The sequence below is a fragment of the Streptomyces sp. NPDC041191 genome (assembly GCF_055591945.1).
The window spans coordinates 88,213-108,784 of sequence record NZ_JBVIZC010000002.1 but is presented as its reverse complement, the minus strand read 5'-3'; the positions used below and the strand labels follow the sequence as shown (position 1 = coordinate 108,784).

Here is a 20,572-nt window from a genome sequence, read left to right as displayed (position 1 = left end):
CGACGGGTACCCAAAGGGCGGACGGCGGCTTACGCTCGCCCTCATGACGGACTCGCAGGCCCCCGCCGCCCCTTCGGTTCCCGACGCTCCCGCCGTGAAGGCCGGGACCGCCCCCGCCGGGGCGACCAACCCGGTCGCGCCCGCGCCGCCCGGCGTCCGGACCGCCGCCGACGTCGTGACCCCCGACGTGGTCGCCCGGCTCACCCGCGGGGTGGTCGGCTCCGGCCGGACCGCCAACCACACCCCCTTCACCGGGGAGAAGCTGGCGGACCTGCCCGAGTCCACCCCCGAGGACGTCGCCGAGGCGTTCGCCCGCGCCCGTGCCGCCCAGCCGGTCTGGGCCGCCACCCCGGTCAGGGCCCGCGCCGCCGTCCTCCTCCGCTTCCACGACCTCGTCCTCCAGCGGCAGGCCGAGGTCCTCGACCTCATCCAGCTGGAGACGGGCAAGGCGCGCCTGCACGCCCACGAGGAGATCCAGGCCGTCGCCGTCGCCGCCCGCCACTACGGCCGCAAGGCGTCCTCCTACCTGCGCCCCCGCCACCACACCGGTGTCGTGCCGACCCTCACCAAGGTCACCGAGCTGCGCCAGCCGCGCGGGGTCGTCGGCCAGATCGCGCCCTGGAACTACCCGCTCGAACTCTCCGTCGGCGACGCCCTCCCGGCCTTCGTCTCGGGCAACGCCGTCGTCATGAAGCCCGACACCGAGACCGCGCTCACCGCGCTGTGGGCCCGTGACCTGCTCATCGAGGCCGGACTGCCCGCCGAGGTCTTCCAGGTCGTCCTGGGCGAGGGCCCGGTCGTCGGCCCCGAGGTCGTCCGCCACGCCGACTACGTCTCCTTCACCGGCTCCACCCGTACCGGCCGCGAGGTCGCGCAGGGGGCCGCCGCCCGTCTCGTCGGCGTCTCCCTCGAACTCGGCGGCAAGAACGCCATGCTCGTCCTGAAGGACGCCGACGTCGAGAAGGCCGCCGCCGGCGCCGTCCGCGCCTGCTTCTCCTCCGCCGGACAGCTCTGCATCTCCATCGAGCGCCTGTACGTGCACGAGTCCGTCGCGGACGACTTCGTCGCCCGCTTCGCCGCCCGCACGAAGGCGATGCGGCTCGGCACCTCCCTCGCGTACGGGGCCGACATGGGCTCCCTCGTCGGGGAGCGGCAGCTGGAGACGGTCAAGCGGCACGTGGAGGAGGCCGTCGCCAAGGGCGCCAAGCTCGTCGCGGGCGGCGTCGCCCGCCCCGACGTCGGTCCCCTCTTCTACGAGCCGACCATCCTCGACGGCGTCGAGGCCCCGATGACCGTCTGCAACGAGGAGACCTTCGGACCGGTCGTCTCCGTCTACCGCTTCACGGACGAGGACGAGGTCGTCGAGCTGGCCAACGCCACCCCGTACGGCCTGAACTCCTCCGTCTGGACGAAGGACTCGCGCCGTGGCCACGCCGTCGCCGCCCGGCTGCGCACCGGCACCGTCAACATCAACGAGGGGTACGCCCCCGCCTACGGCAGCGTGCAGTCCCCGATGGGCGGCATGAAGGACTCCGGGCTCGGCCGCCGCCACGGCTCGGAGGGCATCCTCAAGTACACCGAGGCGCAGACCGTCGCCCAGCAGCGGCTGATCCCGCTCGCGCCCTCCTTCGGAATGGACGACGAGAAGTACGCCGCGTTCATGAGCACGTCCCTGAAGGTGATGAAGGCCCTGCGCCTGCGCTGATCCCGCACCGGCCCGTCCGTCCCGGCCCGGACCCCGCGTCCGCGCCGGCACGGGCACCCGTGCCGCCCGATCCTTTCGCCCCTTTCCGCACGAGGAGAGCCATGACCGCGGTACCCCCTGCCCAGAATCAGGAAGCGAGCGACGCGGACGACGCGTACGACTACGACGTCCTCGTCGTCGGCTCCGGCTTCGGCGGTTCGGTCACCGCCCTCCGGCTCACCGAGAAGGGCTACCGGGTCGGCGTCCTGGAGGCCGGCCGCCGCTTCACCCGCGAGACGCTGCCGAAGAACTCCTGGGACCTGAAGAACTTCCTGTGGGCCCCCGCCCTCGGCCTCTACGGCCTCCAGCGCATCCACCTGCTCGGCAGCGTCATGGTGCTCGCGGGCGCCGGCGTGGGCGGCGGATCCCTCAACTACGCCAACACCCTCTACGTACCGCTCAAGGCGTTCTTCGAGGACCCGCAGTGGAAGGACATCACGGACTGGGAGGACGAGCTGCGGCCGTACTACGACCAGGCCAAGCGGATGCTCGGCGTCCGGCTCAACCCGACGATGACCCCCTCCGACGTGCACCTCAAGTCGGCCGCGCAGGCGATGGGCATCGGCGACACCTTCCACATGGCGCCCGTCGGGGTCTTCTTCGGGGACGGCGAGGACGCCGACGGGAAGACCAGGGCGAAGCCGGGCGGGGAGGCCCCCGACCCCTACTTCGGTGGCGCGGGTCCGTCCCGGCGGGCCTGCTCCGAGTGCGGCGAGTGCATGACCGGCTGCCGGCACGGCGCCAAGAACACCCTCAACGAGAACTACCTGTACCTCGCCGAGAAGGCGGGCGCGACCGTCCACCCCATGACGACCGTCGTCACCGTCACCGAGGACTCGCGGGGCGGCTTCGCGGTGAAGACCCTGCCCACGGACAACCGCAAGAAGGGGAAGGGCCGGACGTTCACGGCCCGCCGGGTGGTGATCGCGGCCGGCACGTACGGCACGCAGACCCTGCTCCACCGGATGAAGGACACCGGGCTGCTGCCCCGGATCTCGAACCGGCTCGGCGAGCTCACCCGCACCAACTCCGAAGGACTGGTCGGCGCGCAGACCACCGACCGCCGCTACCGGAAGAAGCACGGCGCGGAGAAGGCCGACTTCACCCGGGGCGTCGCCATCACCTCGTCCGTGCACCCGAACGCGAACACCCACATCGAGCCGGTGCGGTACGGCAAGGGCTCCAACTCCATGGGCAGCCTGACCGTCCTCCAGGTGCCCTACGGCGCCCACCGGGTGCGCGGCTGGTTCCTCAACCTGCTCCGTCACCCGGCGCTCGCCGCCCGCTCGCTCTCCAACCGGAAGTGGTCGGAGCGGACCATCATCGGCCTGGTCATGCAGTCCCTCGACAACTCCCTGACCACCTACCGCAAGCCCGGCGGCATCGGGAAGGGCCTGCTCACGGCCCGCCAGGGGCACGGGGCGCCGAACCCGGTGCAGATCCCGGAGGCCACGCAGGCCGCCACCCTCCTCGCCGAGGAGATCAACGGCTTCGCGGGGTCCAACGTCGGCGAGCTGATGGGCACCCCGCTCACCGCCCACTTCCTGGGCGGCTGCCCGATCGGCGCCGACGCCGGGTCCGGCGTCATCGACCCGTACCACCGGCTCTACGGCCACCCCGGGATCTCCGTCGTCGACGGAGCGGCCGTCTCCGCCAACCTCGGCGTGAACCCGTCCCTGACGATCACCGCCCAGGCGGAACGGGCCATGTCCTTCTGGCCCAACAAGGGCGAGGAGGACCCGCGCCCGGAGCAGGGCGGGGAGTACGTGCGGCTCGCGGCGGTCGAACCGAAGTCCCCCGTCGTCCCGGCCGGGGCGTTCGGCGCCCTGCGGCTGCCGTTCCTGGGGATGCCGGCGGTCCCGCCCAAGCGGGCGTGACGCACGCCGTCCCGGCCGGGACGGCCCGCTCGTGCGAAAGGGCGCTGCACCCCCCTCCGAGTGCAGCGCCCTTCCAGTTTTTGGTGGTGCCGCATAGATGACCCGTGATCCCCGGGATTGGTTGTAGGGGATGCGCGGGACGTGCTTGTGATGTGAGTCACACCCGCTTCGGGCGCGAACGAGGGCCCCGTGGCGCGATTCCGGTCGCGGCACGGGGCCCTCGGGGTCGGCACCGGTGTCAAGGCAGCGGCGGTGCCGAGCGCTGCGGCGCCGGGAGGACGCGCCGCCGGGGAGGAGGAACGGGGAGGGTGCGGGACGGAGGGGGCGGGGGAGCGAACGAAGGGGACGGGCGAAGGGGACGAGGGCGCGGGACGGGGTTCCGTACGGGCTCGGGGCTCCGTGCGGGCTCGGCGGTTCCGTGCGGTGCCGGAGCCGTCGGGGTGCGGCCGGGAAGCCGGTTGCGGTCGGTCCCGGGCGTCCCCGGGACCGACCGCCCTTTCTTGGCGACCGGACCGCTGTCCCCTGCCGTCCGGCCACACGCGCTGGTGCGAGGTCCCACGACGTACCGGAGGCACGCCACACGCCCCAGCGAAGCCACGCGTGGTTTTCTTCGGGCCCGCCCCTGGCTGGCACGGACACCCGGACCAACGAAGCCCCCGCGGAGCCGGTCACGCGCCGTACGGGTGAGAGCGGGCCCGAACGCAGATGCGGGCACCCACCCCGTCCGCCCGCTCGCCCGCCTGCCCGCCCGCCCGCCTGCCCGGTCGCCCGTCTGTCCGTTTGTCCGGCCGCTCGTCTGTCCGGTCGCCCGTGCCGCGCCCGTGCCTCAGACGCGTCCCCGGCACAGCTCCAGCACCGTCATCGCGAGGGTCGTGCCCGGCTTGCCCAGGGCGTCCCGGTAGTGACCGAGGACCTCCATCTCGCGGGCGAGGTTCACCCGGCGACCGCCGGAGGAGATCCGGGCCTCCTGGATGACGGCCGAGACGGCCATCCGCTCCTGGACGAGGCCGATGATCCGGTCGTCCAGGGCGTCGATGCGCTCCCGGGCGTTCCCGATCAGCGCCACCGCCTCGTCGGTGCGGGCGCCGGTCCTCTCGGCGCCGGTCTTCCGGGGGGCGGTCTCGCCGGCGGTGGTCTTACCAGCGGTGGTCTTACCGGGGGCGGTCTTTCCGGTGGCCTTCTCGCCGGTGGTGATGTGCGTCGTCATGAGGGGGCTCCTGTACGGGATCGGTCGCCCCGGAGCGGCACGGTCCGGAGACAAGCAGAACGCCCCGGGCCTTGTCGGCCCGGGGCGCCTGGGAAGTCGCTTGTCAGTTGCTCAAGCAGCACGACCATGGCAGCCGGTGGGCCGGTTGCCATAGGTAAAGACGAAGGTCGGGTGCTCGCGCATGCCCCCAGTATGGACCCCGGCGCGGCGCCGGGGACAACCCGGGCCCGGATGGTGAGACGAAAGGTTCGTCCGGCACGCCGGTAGAATCGACAAATAGCACCCCTTGCAACAGCCCCCCTTTCGAGGGACTCCCTCCTACCGCCGGAAGGCCGCCGTAGTGTCATCAGCGACCCCCGCTGCCGCGCCCGACGTCACCAACCCGGACGTAGTCCTCGTTGTCGACTTCGGCGCCCAGTACGCCCAGCTCATCGCCCGCCGCGTCCGTGAGGCCCGGGTCTACAGCGAGATCGTCCCGTCCACCATGCCGGTGGCCGAGATGCTGGCCAAGAACCCGAAGGCGATCATCCTCTCCGGCGGTCCTTCCTCCGTGTACGCGGAGGGCGCCCCCCGCCTCGACCGCGCGATCTTCGAGGCGGGCGTCCCCGTCTTCGGCATGTGCTACGGCTTCCAGCTGATGGCGACGACCCTCGGCGGCACCGTCGACAACACCGGCGCCCGTGAGTACGGCCGCACCCCGCTGCACGTCTCCCGTGCCGGCTCCACCCTCTTCGAGGGCACCCCCGTCGAGCAGTCGGTGTGGATGTCGCACGGCGACGCCTGCTCCGCCGCCCCCGAGGGCTTCGCCGTCACCGCCTCCACGGACGTCGTGCCGGTCGCCGCCTTCGAGAACGACGAGAAGAAGCTGTACGGCGTCCAGTACCACCCCGAGGTGCTGCACTCCACGCACGGCCAGCAGATCCTGGAGCACTTCCTCTACCGGGGCGCGGGCATCGAGCCGAGCTGGACCACCGGCAACGTGATCGAGGAGCAGGTCGCGGCCATCCGCGCCCAGGTCGGCACCAAGCGCGCCATCTGCGGGCTCTCCGGCGGCGTCGACTCCGCCGTGGCCGCCGCCCTCGTGCAGAAGGCCATTGGCTCGCAGCTCACCTGCGTGTACGTCGACCACGGTCTGATGCGCAAGGGCGAGACCGAGCAGGTCGAGAAGGACTTCGTGGCCGCCACCGGCGTCCAGCTGAAGGTCGTGGACGCGCAGGAGCGCTTCCTCACCGCCCTCGCCGGGGTGTCCGACCCGGAGACCAAGCGGAAGATCATCGGCCGCGAGTTCATCCGCGTCTTCGAACAGGCCCAGGCCGAGATCGTGGCCGAGGGCGCCGCCGACGGCGAGGAGGTCGCCTTCCTCGTCCAGGGCACGCTCTACCCGGACATCGTCGAGTCCGGCGGCGGCACCGGCACCGCCAACATCAAGTCCCACCACAACGTGGGCGGCCTCCCCGAGGACCTGGAGTTCGAGCTCGTCGAGCCGCTGCGCCAGCTCTTCAAGGACGAGGTCCGCATGGTCGGCCAGGAGCTCGGCCTGCCCGACGAGATCGTCCAGCGCCAGCCCTTCCCCGGCCCCGGCCTCGGCATCCGCATCGTCGGCGAGGTCACCAAGGAGCGCCTGGACCTGCTGCGCGAGGCCGACGCCATCGCCCGCGAGGAGCTGACGGCCGCCGGTCTCGACCGCGACATCTGGCAGTGCCCGGTCGTCCTGCTCGCCGACGTGCGCTCCGTGGGCGTCCAGGGCGACGGCCGCACCTACGGCCACCCGATCGTGCTGCGTCCCGTCTCCTCCGAGGACGCCATGACGGCCGACTGGTCGCGTCTGCCCTACGACGTGCTCGCCAAGATCTCGACCCGCATCACCAACGAGGTCGCCGACGTGAACCGCGTCGTCCTCGACGTCACCAGCAAGCCCCCGGGCACCATCGAGTGGGAGTGACCCCTCCCCTCCCGCCGGTCGCCGAAGCCGTCGTCCCGTGCCCACCCGCACGAGACGGCGGCTTCGCCGCGTCCGGACCCCACTGACCCACCGGTCCACTGACCCACCGGTCCGCCGACCCACCGGTCCGCTGACCCGCCGGTCCGCCGACCCACCGGTCCGCTGGCCCACCGATCCACCGACCCGTCGGTCCGTCGGTCCGCCGACCCACCGGCTCATCGCTCCACCGGCTCATCGATCCGCCGGCTCATCGATCCACCGGACGGAACTCCTTCCGTCACACCATCGCCTCACCTTTCCGTACGTCAATGTGACGACCTGGCAATCACTCCCCGGCGGAGCGCGGACGGCGGACGAGAGGGCCCCCGGTACGGCACAATTCCGTGGAGCCAATGGCTTGTTGGCCCTTCGGGACGCGGCGGAACGTGTCGTGGAGCGAACTCGGGGAGTGACCACCGTGGCGGTTCGAGGGGCGCGACAGTACGGCGACCACGCGACGGCCTGCGCCGACCGCGCCCACTGCACCCGCTGCGTCCACTGCGCCCACAGTGGACGGGCCGGTCACCGACGTGCCGTCGCCGCCTTCCTCGCCCGGCGCGACGAACTCGCCGCCGGTCACGGCGTCCCCGCGGCCGTCGCCCACTCACCGGTCGCCGCCCGCCAGTGGGTCTCCGACGAACTCGCCCAGACCGCCCGCGCGGTCGCCGCGCACGGCCGGGAGGCCGAGACCGCCCGGCTCGACCGGGTACGGCGCGGAAGCCTCTTCACCGTCTGGGGCACCGTCCTCGCCCTCCTCCTCGGCCAAGCCCTCACGGCGATCGGGACCGGCTGGACCGGTGCCCGCACGGCCGGCCTCTGCGCCGCCCTGACCCTTGCCGTCCTCCTCAGCGCCGCCGCCCACGCCCACCGGGCACGCGGCGGCCTCCTCGCGCCCCTGACCGGCGAGGACAACAGACTCTCCACCCCCCATGCCGTCGCTGCCGCCTGGCTCCTGTTTCTCACCTTCTCCCTCCTCTCCCCGACCTTCCTGCTGCTCCGGTCACCGGTCGCGACCGCCTTCGGCCTGTCCCGGGGCGCCGGCCTGCTCACCGCCCTCGCCCTGGTGGCGGCCGTCGTCGTCACCGTCCGCCCCGTCACCACCGCCGGGATCGCGGCGGGCCGCCTCCAGAAGGTGCGCGCCGACCGGCCGCGCGCCACCGACCTGCTCTGCGACGACAGCGGCCGGGCCGCCCTCGCCGACGTCCAGTACCTCCTGGTCTCCGGCGCGGTCCTGGTCCCGGCGGCCGTGGGGCTCGCCCACGACCCCGCCCGGCTCCCCGCGGTGCCCTGGTCCCTCGTGCTCCTCCTCGGTGTCTCGGCCGCCTGGTACCTCGCCGCGAAGCGCACCGAGGGCGTCCGCCCCGTGATCCACTCCGTGGTCCGGTCCCGGGAAGCGGGTGACCTCGACGCCCCCATCCGCACCGGTGACGACATCGAGATCCGTGGCCGGGGCTTCGTCCCGCCCGGTGCGAACGCCCCCGACTCCCTGGCCCGCCTGGTCGTCCGCATCGGCCCCGTCCACGCGCACGTCCCTCTGGTCCCGGTTCCGGGCGGCTTCGCCAACCCCACCGACACCGTGCTGACCGTCCCCCTTCCCGCGGACGTGGAACCGGGCCGGGTGGAGGTCTCGGTCGTGACGGCGGCGGGCGTGGAGACCGGCAAGGTCACCATCGACATCGTGGACTGAGCGTCCTGCCACCCTCCCGCACCCCGGAGCGACGCCGCCCCGGGGCGGTGAGGCGGCTGTGGGACCGAAGCGGCTGTGGGACTGGAGCGGCAGTGGGACCGGAGCGGCAGTGGGAGGAGAATCGTTCGCGGACAGTCGCACGGTGTGTGGAGAGGTGACCGACGATGACGGGAAAGACGGACCGGACCGACGGACCGCCCCACGGCGCGGACGGCGGAAACAGGACGGTCGGTCCCGGTGGAGACGGCGCAAGCGGTGCTGAGGGCGCGGGCGGTCCCGGCGTGGCAGGCGGATCCGGCGACGCCACGGGCAGCGCGGGCGGCCTCGGTGGACGGGGGAAGGCGGTCGCCTCCCGTTGTGCTCTCCTTCCGTTGCGGATCTTCCTCGGGATCACGTTCCTCTACGCCGGACTCGACAAACTCGCCGATCCCTCCTTCCTCGCCGCCACCGGTGACGGCTCCCTCGGCGAGACCATGCGCGGGGTTCGGGACAGTTCCGCGCTCCCGGCCCTCGTCGACCTCGCCCTCAAGGGTCCCGTCGGCTTCGGGTACGCCATCGCCTTCGGAGAACTCGCCGTCGGGATCGGGACCCTCTTCGGCCTCTTCGCCCGGGTGGCGGCGCTCGGCGGTGCGCTGATCTCGCTGAGTCTCTGGCTGACCGTGAGCTGGCAGGTGCACCCGTACTACCTCGGCAACGACCTCGTCTACCTGATGGCCTGGCTCCCGCTGCTGCTGGCCGGAGCGCCGGTGCTCTCGCTGGACCGGCTCCTGGCCGAACGGCGCCGTATTCGATAGGCGACCCAGGTCGCGAGGACGGCCGTTCCCAGGCCGCCGCAGAGCGCCGGGACCACCGCGTACCACGGTGTCGTCCAGGCTCCTGAGGCGTCCCCCGCGTACAGGGCGGCCAGAACGAGGGCGGTGAGGCCGACGAGGAGCCGGCCGGGGCGGAACTCATGAAGCAGCACGGGTGACCTCCACCTGTCCGAGTGCGACCTCCAACGAGAGGTCCAGGGTGCCCGCCGGGGTGGTCCCGGCCGGCGGAGCGAGCGTGCGGATCTCCTCGCGGTCCTGCGCGATGTCGATGTCGTGAGGGGGCTGTCCCGGCAGCTGAAGGTCGCCCAGCGCCACCTTGATGTGCACCTTCACGACCGTGTTCTTCGGGACGATCACCATGAGCCGTCCGGCACCCACTTCGGCGCCGGTGGTGACCGTCGTGCCCGGGGGTACCGGGAGCCGTGACAGGTCGAGCGTGCCGACTCCGGCTCCCAGCTCGTAGCGCGGCTGCACGGCGCCCGCCGATGCCGGTGTCCACGTCTCACGGGCCCACTCCGTGCTGATCCGTTGGGGCAGCGCCGTCGCCAGGGCGAGCAGTCCCGCCGTGACCACGGTCAGGAAGACCGTGCCGAACCCGGTCCGCCCGAGGAAACTGCTGACGACCAGCCCCAGCCCGAACACCGCGAGGGCGGCGGCCAGACCGATCTGCAGACTGGTGCCCAGCGGCTCGGTTTTCCAGGTCAGAGCTGTTCCGAGCCCGCCCGCCACCAGCGCGAGCAGGAAGACGAGGCCGCCGATGGAGAGCGGGCTCCGCCGGACGGAAGGCGTCGGGCGTCCGGACTCCCGGGGCGCGGGACCCCACTGACTGCCGGGTTTCGGCACCTTGCCGTCGACCTTGCCGTCCTCGTCCAGGACGCCGTGCGGGCCCCACAGGTAACCGATGGCCAGTCTGCCCGTCGAGCCGTCCTTGACGATCGGGTCCTTCCACCACGAGGTGTACTCGATCAACGGCGGAGCTTTCGTCTCCGGCGGGGCCTCGGCCACGGCGAGCGCGGCCGCCGTGTCCGTCCTGCCCTCGCTCTCGACCGCGCCGGTCTGCCGGCGCCGCGACCAGACCGCCGCCCCGCACACCGCGAACGCCACCATCAGCGAGGAGCCCAGCATCGGTCCGCTGTGCAGCATCGACAGAAAGAGTCCACAGCCGATCAGCGCCATCAGCAGAGCGGCGAGGGAAGACCCGGAGACCCGGCCGGTCAGCAGCCTTCGTCCCTCGTTCTCCTCCTCGCCCGCGAGCGGGACCAGCAGCCACGCGAAGCCGTAGAAGATCAGACCGAGGCCGCCCGTCACCGCCAGAACGGCGACCACGACGCGGAAGATCACCGGGTCGAGGTCGAAGTGCCGGCCGAGACCGCCGCAGACACCGCCCACGACCTTGCTTCCGCGTGTCCGCCGCAGCGGCGCGGCGGGAACGGCCTCCGCCACCGGCGGGGCCTCGTGCTGCGAAGGCATCGAACTCGTCATGCGTCCATGGTGACGGCCCGTGACGCCGTACGGCACCGGGGCCGACCCTGGCCCGCCCCTGATATTCGGGGCCCCCTCGTCCCTGAGGCCGTACCGGGGGAGATCTCAGGGCGGACCCTGATGTCCGGGGCGGACCGAACGTGTGACGATCGGTGCATGTCCGCATCCACCCGTGTCACCGAGACCGACGAACCGCCCGTACGCAGGCTCTACCGGAGCGCCGACGGGCGGTGGCTCGGCGGTGTCGCGCGCGGTCTCGCGGGACACCTCGGCCTGCCGGTCGTCTGGGTGCGCGCGGCGTTCATGGTGCTGGCTCTGCCGGACGGCCTCGGCGCCGTGCTCTACGCGGTCTTCTGGATCGTCGTCCCGCTCGGTGTCGGCGGACGGGCCGCCCCGCGTCCCGTCTTCGAGACCACCCCGGACGGGCGCCGCAGACTGCGCAAGCCCGACCGGGGCCAGGTCTTCGCCCTGGTCGCCCTCGCCGCAGGCCTGGCGGTCGTCGCGGGGAACGTCAGTTTCGACAACGAGACCGGCCGGTACGTCTGGCCCCTGCTCCTCACCGGCATCGGTGTCGTCGTCTTCTGGCGCCAGGCGGACAACGCCCGCCGCGCCAGCTGGACCGACCCGGGGCCCCACAGACGTGCCTTCCAGCTCGCCCGCGGCCTCGTGGGCGTCGCCCTGGTCGGCACGGGCCTCGCGGTCTTCGTGGTGGTCCGCGGCTCCGTCGCCCAGCTCGGTACGGCCCTCACCGCCGCCGTCGCGGTCCTCACCGGCATAGCACTGCTCGCCGGCCCCTGGCTGGTGCGCATGTCGCAGGACCTCACGGAGGAGCGGACCATGCGCATCAGGGCCCAGGAAAGAGCCGAGGTCGCGGCCCACGTCCACGACTCGGTGCTGCACACCCTCACCCTGATCCAGCGCAACGCCGACGACGCGGGCGAGGTGCGCCGCCTCGCCCGGGCCCAGGAGCGGGAGCTGCGGAACTGGCTCTACAAACCGGAGGGCACGGGCAGGGACGAAGAGCCCCGGACCCTCGCGGAGGCGGTGAGGAGAGCGGCGGCCGAGGTCGAGGACAAGCACGGCGTCCCGCTGGAGGTGGTCGTCGTCGGCGACTGCCCGCTCGACGAAGGACTGGTCGCGCAGATACAGGCCGCGCGCGAGGCGATGGTCAACGCCGCCAAGTACGGTGGCGAGGGCGGTGCGGTGCAGGTGTTCGCCGAGGTGGACGGCCGCACGGTCTTCGTCTCGGTGCGGGACCGGGGGCCGGGCTTCGATCTGGACGACGTGCCCGAGGACCGGATGGGCGTACGAGAATCGATCATCGGCCGGATGCAGCGCAACGGCGGTACGGCCCGGTTGCGGTCACCGCAGGGCGGCGGCACCGAAGTGGAGCTTGAGATGGAGAGGGCGGACGGATGAGCGACGAGACCGGAGCGACGGCCGGGACCGGTGCGGGGGCGGCGCCGTCGGACGGGGGGCGCCGGGTCCGTGTGGTGCTCGTGGACGACCACCGCATGTTCCGTACCGGGGTGCAGGCCGAGATCGGCCGGACCGAGGTCACGGGCGTCGAGGTGGTCGGTGAGGCGGCCGACGTCGACCAGGCGGTCACGGTCATCACCGCGACCCGCCCCGAGGTCGTTCTGCTGGACGTGCACCTCCCGGGCGGCGGCGGGGTCGAGGTGCTGCGGCGCTGCGCGAGCCTGCTGGGGGCGCCCGAGAACCCGGTCCGCTTTCTGGCCCTGTCGGTCTCGGACGCGGCCGAGGACGTGATCGGGGTGATCCGGGGCGGGGCCCGCGGCTACGTCACCAAGACGATCACCGGCACCGATCTCGTGGACTCGATCTTCCGGGTCCAGGAGGGCGACGCCGTCTTCTCCCCCCGGCTCGCCGGCTTCGTCCTGGACGCCTTCGCCTCGACGGACGCGCCCCCGGTGGACGAGGACCTGGACCGTCTCACCCAGCGGGAGCGGGAGGTGCTCCGGTTGATCGCCCGTGGATACGCGTACAAGGAGATCGCCAAGCAGCTCTACATCTCGGTGAAGACGGTCGAGTCGCACGTGTCGGCGGTCCTGCGGAAGCTCCAGCTCTCCAACCGCCACGAGTTGACCCGCTGGGCCACCGCCCGCCGCCTGGTCTGAGACCGCTGTCCGGTCCGAACGCGTCGTACGAGCCCGACGTGTTCGACCGGACGTGCCCGGCCGGGTCAGCCCACCCGGGTCGCCCCGGCGAAGGGCATCTCGTCGATCGGGGCGATCCGGATCGGGGTGCCCGGACGGGGGGCGTGGATCATCCGGCCGCCGCCGATGTAGAGACCGACGTGGCTGATCCCGGAATAGAAGAAGACGAGGTCGCCGGGGGCGAGCTGGGAGCGGGAGACTCGCCGGCCGGCGTTGATCTGGGTGTACGTGGTGCGGGGCAGGGAGACGCCGGCCGCGCGCCAGGCCGCCTGGGTGAGGCCCGAGCAGTCGTACCCGGAAGGGCCCGTCGCCCCCCACACGTACGGTTTGCCGAGTTGGGCGTGGGCGAAGGAAACGGCCTGGGCGGCCCGGGCGTTCGGGGCGGTCACCGGTCCGCGCCGGTCGGAGCCCGACGAGCGGTCGGCCCGAACGGGGGCGGAGCCACCGGAGGAACCGGTCGTGACCGTTCGCGCCGAGGCGTCGGGACCGGAGCCGTTCCGGACGGTGGCGGCCGCTTCGTACCGCGCCCGTTCCTCCGCGGTCAGCCGGTCGAGCAGGGTCCTGGCCGCCGCCAGCTTGCCGAGTACGGTCGCCTTCTGCCGCCTCAGCTCCGCCTCGTGCCCGCGCAGGGCGGCCAGGCGGTCCGCCGACTCGTCGCGCAGCTGCTCGATCGCGCCGATTTCGCGCCGTACGGTCCGGATCGCGGCCGCCTGCCGTTCCCCGGCCTTCTCGGCGAGCGCGGCCCGCTCCAGGTACTGGTCGGGGTCGGAGGTGAGGGCGAGCCGGAGGGCGGGGTCGAGCCCTCCGGAGCGGTACTGGGCGGCGGCCACGGCCCCGAGGGCGTCCCGCGCGGTATTGAGCCTCTGGGTCCTGCGGGCGGCCTCGTCGCGCAGCCGGTCGAAGGCCGCACGGGCCCGGTCCGCCTTCTCCTTCGCCCCGTTGTACCGCTCGGTCGCGACCTCGGCCTCCTCGTAGAGCCGGTCGACCTTCGCCCTGGTCTGGGCGGTGGTGGGCCGGGGGTCCGCGTGTCCGGACCCTTCGAAGAGCGTCGCCGTCGCCGCGGAGGCGAGGGCGAGGGTGGCGGCGGTGCGGACCGCCTGACCGCCGAAGAGAGACTGCCTGGCTTTGCGGTGCGCTGCCACGAGGGCGGTTCACATCCTCTTTCCCTGGGGGACGGTGTCCGCCGGGTCGGCGGCGGCCCGCACAGGGAAGACGGACCGCCGCCGTTTTCAGCGGGGATGGCCGACAACCGCCGGAAGACCGGCGGCGGTGGGGAGCCGGCCACCTGGGAGAGGACGCTAGGCCCGGGGGTGCGTCCGGACGGCCTGTTGACCGCTATTGGCGTCGGATGACGGGACGGAGATCGTTCTTTTTCGTCGGATGGCGAAGCGGGGAACGGACCGGACACCGGATCGGTGCCGGACCGGGTGCCCGGCCGGGGGACGTTCCGGCGACCGCCCGCGGACCCGGCGCCGGGGAGCCGGACCCGGCCGGAGGACGGTACCGGAGGCCCGGTTAGGCTCCGCCTCATGGACGTACTCATCAATGTCTTCGTCGCCCTGCACATCATCGGTATCGCCTCCCTGCTGGGCGGTTTCCTCACCCAGATGAAGGCGATGGGCGCCGGTACGGCCCGTTTCAGCCCCGCGATGCTGCACGGCGCGCTGACCATGCTGATCACCGGCATCGCGCTCGTCGGTCTCCACCAGGCCGAGGACCACCCCGTGAACAACCTCAAGATCGGCATCAAGCTGGCGGTGCTGGTCGTGATCCTTGCCCTCGTCTACGTCAAGCGGGACGAGGAGAAGGTCGACAAGGGCCTCTTCGCCGCCGTCGGCGCCCTGACCGTGGCGAACATCTTCATCGCGACCCTCTGGACCTGATCCGGATCGGGCCCGGGTCCGCCTCCCCGTCCTACCCGGATCGGGCCCGGGTCCGCCCCCTTCCTGTCCGGACCCGCACGGATCCGCCCCGGACCCACCCTCCCGAGACCCTCCCGGAACCGTCCCGGGCCCCCGCGTCCGCTCCGGACCGGCCCCGCGCCGCCGCCCTCGCCACCGGGGGATGTGACCCGTTCCGCAGCCCCGCGGCGAAGGCGGCTTCCGAAGGCGGGCCCGGATGTCGGTGCGGCGTCCTAGACTCGTGAGGCGATGAGCAGCCTCTTTGACGACAGTTTCCTGGCCGGCCTCCAGAACCACTCCCCGGAGGAGCCCCCGCCGCCCCCCGAGGACGACGAGCACGGCTCCCCGGCTCCGGAGGAGGTCCCGCACGACCTCTTCGGAGGGCGCTTCGACGCGCCCCCGCCCGCCCGGGACACCCACTACCGCGACGGCGCCCCGCGTCCCGCCGTGGACGCCGCCGCGCTCCTGGAGGGGCTGAACGAGCAGCAGCGCGCCGCCGTCGTCCACACCGGCACCCCGCTGCTCATCGTCGCCGGTGCCGGTTCCGGCAAGACCCGGGTGCTCACCCACCGCATCGCCCACCTCCTGGCCACCCGGCACGTCCACCCCGGTCAGATACTGGCGATCACCTTCACGAACAAGGCCGCCGGCGAGATGAAGGAGCGCGTCGAGCAGCTGGTCGGCCCGCGCGCCCACGCCATGTGGGTTATGACCTTCCACAGCGCCTGCGTCCGCATCCTGCGCCGCGAGTCGAAGAGGCTCGGCTTCACCTCCTCCTTCTCGATCTACGACGCCGCCGACTCCAAGCGCCTGATGGCGCTGGTCTGCCGCGACCTGGACCTCGACCCGAAGAAGTTCCCGCCGAAGTCGTTCAGCGCCAAGATCTCGAACCTCAAGAACGAGCTGATCGACGAGGAGACCTTCGCCGACCGGGCCGCCGACGGTTTCGAGAAGACGCTCGCCGAGGCGTACCGGATGTACCAGGCGCGGCTGCGCGAGGCCAACGCCCTGGACTTCGACGACATCATCATGACGACGGTCCACCTGCTCCAGGCGTTCCCCGATGTCGCCGAGCACTACCGCCGCCGCTTCCGTCACGTCCTCGTCGACGAGTACCAGGACACCAACCACGCCCAGTACACGCTCGTGCGGGAGCTCGTCGGGACCGGTTACGACGACCTCGGCCCGGCCGAGCTGTGCGTCGTCGGCGACGCCGACCAGTCGATCTACGCCTTCCGCGGCGCGACGATCCGCAACATCCTCCAGTTCGAGGAGGACTACCCGGACGCGACGACGATCCTCCTGGAGCAGAACTACCGCTCCACGCAGACGATCCTCTCGGCCGCCAACGCCGTCATCGAGCGCAACGAGTCCCGCCGCCCCAAGAACCTGTGGACCAACGCGGGCGAGGGCGCACGGATCACCGGCTACGTCGCGGACACCGAGCACGACGAGGCCCAGTTCGTCGCCGACGAGATCGACCGGCTCACGGACGCGGGCGAGGCGAAGGCCGGGGACGTCGCCGTCTTCTACCGGACCAACGCCCAGTCCCGCGTCTTCGAGGAGATCTTCATCCGCGTCGGGCTGCCCTACAAGGTCGTCGGCGGTGTGCGCTTCTACGAGCGCAAGGAGGTCCGGGACGTCCTCGCGTACCTCCGCGTCCTCGCCAACCCCGAGGACAACGTCCCGCTGCGCCGCATCCTCAACGTCCCCAAGCGGGGCATCGGCGAGCGGGCCGAGGCGATGATCGACGCCCTCTCGCTCCGCGAGAAGATCACCTTCCCGCAGGCCCTCCGGCGGGTGGACGAGGCGTACGGCATGGCCGCGCGCTCCGCGAACGCCGTCAAGCGCTTCAACGCGCTCATGGACGAGCTGCGCACCGTCGTGGAGTCCGGCGCCGGCCCCGCCGTCGTCCTGGAGGCCGTCCTGGAGCGGACCGGTTACCTGGCCGAACTCCAGGCGTCGACCGACCCGCAGGACGAGACCCGGATCGAGAACCTCCAGGAACTCGCCGCCGTGGCCCTGGAGTTCGAACAGGAGCGCGGCGAGGAGCCCGCGACCCTCGCGGAGTTCCTGGAACAGGTGGCCCTCGTCGCCGACTCCGACCAGATCCCCGACGAGGACGAGGAGGGCAGGGGCGTCATCACCCTGATGACCCTGCACACCGCCAAGGGCCTCGAGTTCCCGGTGGTGTTCCTCACCGGCATGGAGGACGGCGTCTTCCCGCACATGCGCGCCCTCGGCCAGACGAAGGAGCTGGAGGAGGAGCGCCGTCTCGCGTACGTGGGCATCACGCGCGCCCGCGAGCGGCTCTACCTCACCCGTTCGGCGATGCGCAGCGCCTGGGGCCAGCCCTCGTACAACCCGGCGTCGCGCTTCCTGGAGGAGATTCCGGCCACGCACCTGGAGTGGAAGCGGACCGGTCCGATGGCGAAGCCCGCCGGGCCGACCTCGGGGATCACCTCCTCGCGCTCGCGTTCCGGCCCCTCCGGGTTCGCCACCCGGCGCGCCGGCGAGAAGCCGGTGGTCTCGCTCCAGGTGGGGGACCGGGTCACGCACGACCAGTTCGGCCTCGGCACGGTCATGGCGGTGACCGGCGCGGGCGCGGACGCCCAGGCGACGGTCGACTTCGGCGACGAGAAGCCGAAGCGGCTGCTGCTGCGGTACGCGCCGGTCGAGAAGCTGTAAGGACGTACGCGCACGGAGGAGGGCCCCGGCTTCGGCCGGGGCCCTCCTCCGTAAGCGCGGGGAAGCGGTGGGCTCAGCCGGCGGTCGGGTCGAGGCCGTGGCTGCGGAACCAGGCGAGCGGGTCGATCGCGTAACCGCCGTTCGGCCGCACCTCGAAGTGGAGGTGGGGGCCGGTGGAGTTGCCGGAGTCACCGGAGTACGCGATGACGTCGCCGGCCTTCACGTGGCCGGAGCGGATCTTGGCGCTGCTGAGGTGGCAGTACCAGGTCTCGGTGCCGTCCGGGGCGGTCACGATCACCATGTTGCCGTAGGCGCTGTTCAGCTGGGTGCGGACGGTGCCGTCCGTCGCGGCCATCACGGGCGTGCCGCCGAACACGGGGAAGTCGATGCCGGTGTGCACGGACATCCAGTTGAGGCCCGCCTGGCCGAACCGCGCGCTGAGCCGGTGGAGCTTCACGGGCAGCGCGTACTTGGGACGCAGCGCCTCCTTGCGGGCCGCCTCCGCCTCGCGCTTCTTCTTGTCGGCCGCCTGGCGGACCCGCAGGTCGATGCGTTCCTGGGTGCGGCTGGCGCGGGCGCCGAAGTCGCGGGCGTCCTCGCTGAGCGCGGCGAGCTGGGTGTCGAGGGCCTTGTTGGCGGCGACCTGTTCGGCCGGGACGGAGTCGGCGGCGGCGAGGGCGGTCGTGCCGCCCTTCTGCTCGCCCTCCGCGCCGGGGCCGGCGAGTCCTCCGACGGAGGCGGCGGCGATGCCGGCGGCCCCCACGACACAGGCGGAGGGGACGGCGACGGTCAGCAGCGCGGACCGCTTGGCGGGGGTGCGGCGGCGGCTGCGGCCTCCGGCGGAGGAGCGGCGCGCGGGGCGGCCTGCGGCGGGAGGCGCGGTACGGAGTTCCGCGGCGGGGCCTTCGTGGGGGGCCTCGGCGCAGTCGTAGGGGTCTTCGCCGGACACGCCGGCCTCGTCGTCCCCGAAGAGGGCTTCGGCGCCGTCGGTCTCTGCGGTCCCGCCGGTCTCCGCGGTCCCGCCGGAGGGGAGGTCCGCGTACGCCTCCGTCTCGGGGTCGTACGGGAAGGCGAACTCGGCGGTGTGCTCGACCGGGCTCTCGGCCGGGTGCTCGTTCCGGCCCTCGGCCTGCGGGGTGTACTGGTGGGGGACGACCGGTCCGGGCTCCGGGGCGGCGTGGTTCCACGCGGTCGCGTCGTAGGCGCCGGTCTCGGTCGCGAAGGCGGGCGCGGCCCACTGGCCGGTGGTGCTGTAGGTCTCGTAGCCGTACGCCCCCTGGGCGGCGTACGCGCCGGAGTGGAGGGTCTCGTACTGCCCGGTGTGCTGGGCCTCGGTCCAGGCGGAGGCGTCCCACTGGCCGGTCGTGTCGTACGGCGCCGCGGGGGTCGCGTACGAGCCGGTCGCGTCGTGGGGGAGGGCGACGTTCCACTGGCCGGTGGTGTCCCACTGGCCCGTGGCGTCCCACTGCCCGGTCGTGTCGTACGACCCGGTGCCGTGCTGCCCGGTGTCGTACTGCCCCGTCGTGTCGTACGTGCCGGTGGCGGCGTGCGGGCCGAAGTTCCACTGGCCGCTGTGGTCGGCGTGGCCGTCGGGGTAGGCGCCGAACAGCGGGTCTACGGCGAAGCTGCCAGTGGTGTGGGCGTCGTCTCCGACGTACCCGGCGTGGGGGTGCTGGTCGTTCACCAACGTCTCTCTCGCCTCGGCAGCAGGACCAGTCCGGGGCGGGCCCGACGAGGGGTGTCCCGGGGGTAAGCAGTGGCGCGACTGTACCCGGCGGTATGCGCGGCGGACAATCTTCGGAGGGGTTTGCACCCGCAGGAAACGGGCAATCGGTCGTGTTTCGCCAGCTCGCGGGGAGAGCCTTGGCCTTGTGTTCGAGAAAAGTTCGAACGGGAGTGTCGCGCGGTCAGGCGACGGAGGACGCCCCGGGCTCCTCCCGCCCGGCCGGGACGTCGGTCCCGTCGGCGTCGAGCGCCTCGCGGACCCCGGCGGCCACCGCCGGATGCACGGGCAGCGCGAGGTGGCCGATGCCGCTGACGCGCACGTTGTGCGCGGACAGGTCGGGGTGGTCGAGGCGCGCGGTCTCCACCGGCACCATCACCCGGTCGAGGTCGCTCCAGAAGCTCACGAACCTGGTCCGGCAGCCGGGTGCGGGTCCGGCCAGGTCCCGCAGCACCTCCGAACCGGGGCGCATCTGCCGTACCAGCGGGTGGGCGTCGGCGAGCCGGGCCACCGTGGTGCCGGAGTGCGGGGTGCCGAGCGTGACCAGGGTGCGCACCCGGCGGTCACCGCCGAGACGCTGTACGTAGTAACGGGCGATCAGCCCGCCCAGGCTGTGGCCCACGAGATCGACCTCGTCGTGTCCCGTACGGGCGCGGATCTCCTCCACCCGGCGGCCGAGGAGGGCGGCGGCGGCCCGCAGGTCGCAGGTGAGCGGCGAGTAGTTGAGCGAGACGATCCCGTCACGGCCGTGACGGACGAGGGAGCGGCGCAGCAGGACGAAGACGGAGCGGTTGTCGGCGAAGCCGTGCAGGAGGACGACGGGACGGCGGTTCCCGGTGATCCCGGCGGGGGGATCGGCGGCGGTGGCGGGGGAGAGGCGCTCGGCCACGATTCCGGTGGGATACAGGACGAGGTGGCCGGTGAGGATCGCGCACTCCAGCGCGGTGGCCTTCATCAGGGCGGTGGCCCTGGTGAACTCCGCCGCGACCCTGGTGAATTCCATGACCGGCCTCCCGGGCGGCGCGCGGGGCCGGACGGAAACGCCGGCGCACCGCGTTCCCCGCACCGCGGGCGGCGGTGCGGAGACACGACGGCCACGTCGCGGCTCCCTTCGCGACCGGCCCCGCCTGCGGCTGGTGGGCCCGGGAGGGCCCGGAGGCGGGGGACGGCGCGGAGCGAACATGTCCCACGTGTGATTTCCCCCTCTGTCGCCGTCGCGAAACAGCCGCTTGCGGGATGCTGGGGATAACGTTCGTTCACCTCCCCGGCAAAGAGGCGCGGGGGTCGCATGTG

At 72.6% G+C, this 20,572-nt stretch carries 14 protein-coding genes; 9 read left to right on the top strand and 5 right to left on the bottom strand.

Features of this window, described 5'->3' with window-relative positions; all coding sequences use genetic code 11:
* Positions 1-43: 43 nt before the first annotated feature.
* Entirely contained in the window at positions 44-1,705 is a 1,662-nt protein-coding gene (locus tag ACZ6AQ_RS03570) for a succinic semialdehyde dehydrogenase (protein WP_468757204.1), read from the top strand.
* Between the two features lie 101 nt (positions 1,706-1,806).
* Positions 1,807-3,621 (top strand): GMC oxidoreductase, encoded by a 1,815-nt coding sequence (locus ACZ6AQ_RS03565; protein ID WP_468757202.1) that lies wholly within the window; start codon positions 1,807-1,809, stop codon positions 3,619-3,621.
* Positions 3,622-4,447: 826 nt separating this feature from the next.
* Here the strand turns inward: ACZ6AQ_RS03565 and ACZ6AQ_RS03560 are convergent.
* Positions 4,448-4,828, bottom strand: coding sequence for a chorismate mutase (locus ACZ6AQ_RS03560; RefSeq protein WP_468757200.1), 381 nt, complete (start codon positions 4,826-4,828; stop codon positions 4,448-4,450).
* Positions 4,829-5,168: 340 nt separating this feature from the next.
* Between ACZ6AQ_RS03560 and guaA the strand changes: the two genes are divergently transcribed.
* The 3 genes from guaA to ACZ6AQ_RS03545 all read left to right on the top strand — a co-directional run bounded on the left by guaA (position 5,169) and on the right by ACZ6AQ_RS03545 (position 9,290).
* Positions 5,169-6,770 carry a glutamine-hydrolyzing GMP synthase gene (guaA, locus tag ACZ6AQ_RS03555; protein ID WP_468757198.1) on the top strand — a complete coding sequence of 534 codons (1,602 nt, stop codon included), beginning with the start codon at positions 5,169-5,171 and terminating at the stop codon, positions 6,768-6,770.
* Positions 6,771-7,227: 457 nt separating this feature from the next.
* Entirely contained in the window at positions 7,228-8,496 is a 1,269-nt protein-coding gene (locus tag ACZ6AQ_RS03550) for a hypothetical protein (protein WP_468757196.1), read from the top strand.
* Between the two features lie 164 nt (positions 8,497-8,660).
* Positions 8,661-9,290: a DoxX family protein gene (locus tag ACZ6AQ_RS03545; protein WP_468757194.1), complete on the top strand. Its 630-nt coding sequence runs from the start codon at positions 8,661-8,663 to the stop codon at positions 9,288-9,290.
* Positions 9,291-9,446: 156 nt separating this feature from the next.
* Here the strand turns inward: ACZ6AQ_RS03545 and ACZ6AQ_RS03540 are convergent, their stop codons facing one another.
* Complete coding sequence (locus tag ACZ6AQ_RS03540; RefSeq protein ID WP_468757192.1) at positions 9,447-10,790, bottom strand: PspC domain-containing protein; 1,344 nt, start codon at positions 10,788-10,790, stop codon at positions 9,447-9,449.
* Between the two features lie 156 nt (positions 10,791-10,946).
* Between ACZ6AQ_RS03540 and ACZ6AQ_RS03535 the strand changes: the two genes are divergently transcribed.
* Positions 10,947-12,209: a PspC domain-containing protein gene (locus ACZ6AQ_RS03535; protein ID WP_468757190.1), complete on the top strand. Its 1,263-nt coding sequence runs from the start codon at positions 10,947-10,949 to the stop codon at positions 12,207-12,209.
* The gene (locus tag ACZ6AQ_RS03530) at positions 12,206-12,928 is read left to right on the top strand and encodes a LuxR C-terminal-related transcriptional regulator (RefSeq protein ID WP_388697780.1); all 723 of its coding nucleotides are present in this window, start codon (positions 12,206-12,208) and stop codon (positions 12,926-12,928) included. Before ACZ6AQ_RS03535 ends, ACZ6AQ_RS03530 begins: the two co-directional genes overlap by 4 nt.
* Before the next feature lie 65 nt (positions 12,929-12,993).
* On the opposite strand, the gene ACZ6AQ_RS03525 is transcribed toward ACZ6AQ_RS03530, so the two are convergent.
* Positions 12,994-14,109, bottom strand: coding sequence for a C40 family peptidase (locus ACZ6AQ_RS03525; RefSeq protein ID WP_468757188.1), 1,116 nt, complete (start codon positions 14,107-14,109; stop codon positions 12,994-12,996).
* A gap of 387 nt (positions 14,110-14,496) precedes the next feature.
* Between ACZ6AQ_RS03525 and ACZ6AQ_RS03520 the strand changes: the two genes are divergently transcribed.
* Together ACZ6AQ_RS03520 and pcrA are read left to right on the top strand one after the other, a co-directional pair.
* A complete protein-coding gene (locus ACZ6AQ_RS03520; RefSeq protein WP_468757186.1) occupies positions 14,497-14,850 on the top strand; it encodes a hypothetical protein in 354 nt (117 codons plus the stop codon).
* A gap of 267 nt (positions 14,851-15,117) precedes the next feature.
* Positions 15,118-17,556 (top strand): DNA helicase PcrA, encoded by a 2,439-nt coding sequence (pcrA, locus tag ACZ6AQ_RS03515; RefSeq protein ID WP_468757184.1) that lies wholly within the window; start codon positions 15,118-15,120, stop codon positions 17,554-17,556.
* 73 nt (positions 17,557-17,629) lie between these two features.
* Here pcrA and ACZ6AQ_RS03510 read toward each other — a convergent pair whose 3' ends face one another.
* Both ACZ6AQ_RS03510 and ACZ6AQ_RS03505 read right to left on the bottom strand, forming a co-directional pair.
* Positions 17,630-19,240 (bottom strand): M23 family metallopeptidase, encoded by a 1,611-nt coding sequence (locus tag ACZ6AQ_RS03510; RefSeq protein ID WP_468757182.1) that lies wholly within the window; start codon positions 19,238-19,240, stop codon positions 17,630-17,632.
* 223 nt (positions 19,241-19,463) lie between these two features.
* On the bottom strand, positions 19,464-20,282 hold the full coding sequence (locus ACZ6AQ_RS03505) for an esterase/lipase family protein (RefSeq protein ID WP_468757180.1): 819 nt from the start codon (positions 20,280-20,282) through the stop codon (positions 19,464-19,466).
* Between the last annotated feature and the right edge of the window lie 290 nt (positions 20,283-20,572).

Bases quoted from the DNA above. Each gene is read 5' to 3' on its own strand.
- ACZ6AQ_RS03505 (WP_468757180.1), bottom strand. From the start codon at position 20,282: ATGGAATTCACCAGGGTCGCGGCGGAGTTCACCAGGGCCACCGCCCTG.
- ACZ6AQ_RS03545 (WP_468757194.1), top strand. From the start codon at position 8,661: ATGACGGGAAAGACGGACCGGACCGACGGACCGCCCCACGGCGCGGAC.
- ACZ6AQ_RS03565 (WP_468757202.1), top strand. From the start codon at position 1,807: ATGACCGCGGTACCCCCTGCCCAGAATCAGGAAGCGAGCGACGCGGAC.
- ACZ6AQ_RS03540 (WP_468757192.1), bottom strand. From the start codon at position 10,790: ATGACGAGTTCGATGCCTTCGCAGCACGAGGCCCCGCCGGTGGCGGAG.
- ACZ6AQ_RS03535 (WP_468757190.1), top strand. From the start codon at position 10,947: ATGTCCGCATCCACCCGTGTCACCGAGACCGACGAACCGCCCGTACGC.
- ACZ6AQ_RS03530 (WP_388697780.1), top strand. From the start codon at position 12,206: ATGAGCGACGAGACCGGAGCGACGGCCGGGACCGGTGCGGGGGCGGCG.
- pcrA (WP_468757184.1), top strand. From the start codon at position 15,118: ATGAGCAGCCTCTTTGACGACAGTTTCCTGGCCGGCCTCCAGAACCAC.
- ACZ6AQ_RS03560 (WP_468757200.1), bottom strand. From the start codon at position 4,828: ATGACGACGCACATCACCACCGGCGAGAAGGCCACCGGAAAGACCGCC.
- ACZ6AQ_RS03520 (WP_468757186.1), top strand. From the start codon at position 14,497: ATGGACGTACTCATCAATGTCTTCGTCGCCCTGCACATCATCGGTATC.
- ACZ6AQ_RS03570 (WP_468757204.1), top strand. From the start codon at position 44: ATGACGGACTCGCAGGCCCCCGCCGCCCCTTCGGTTCCCGACGCTCCC.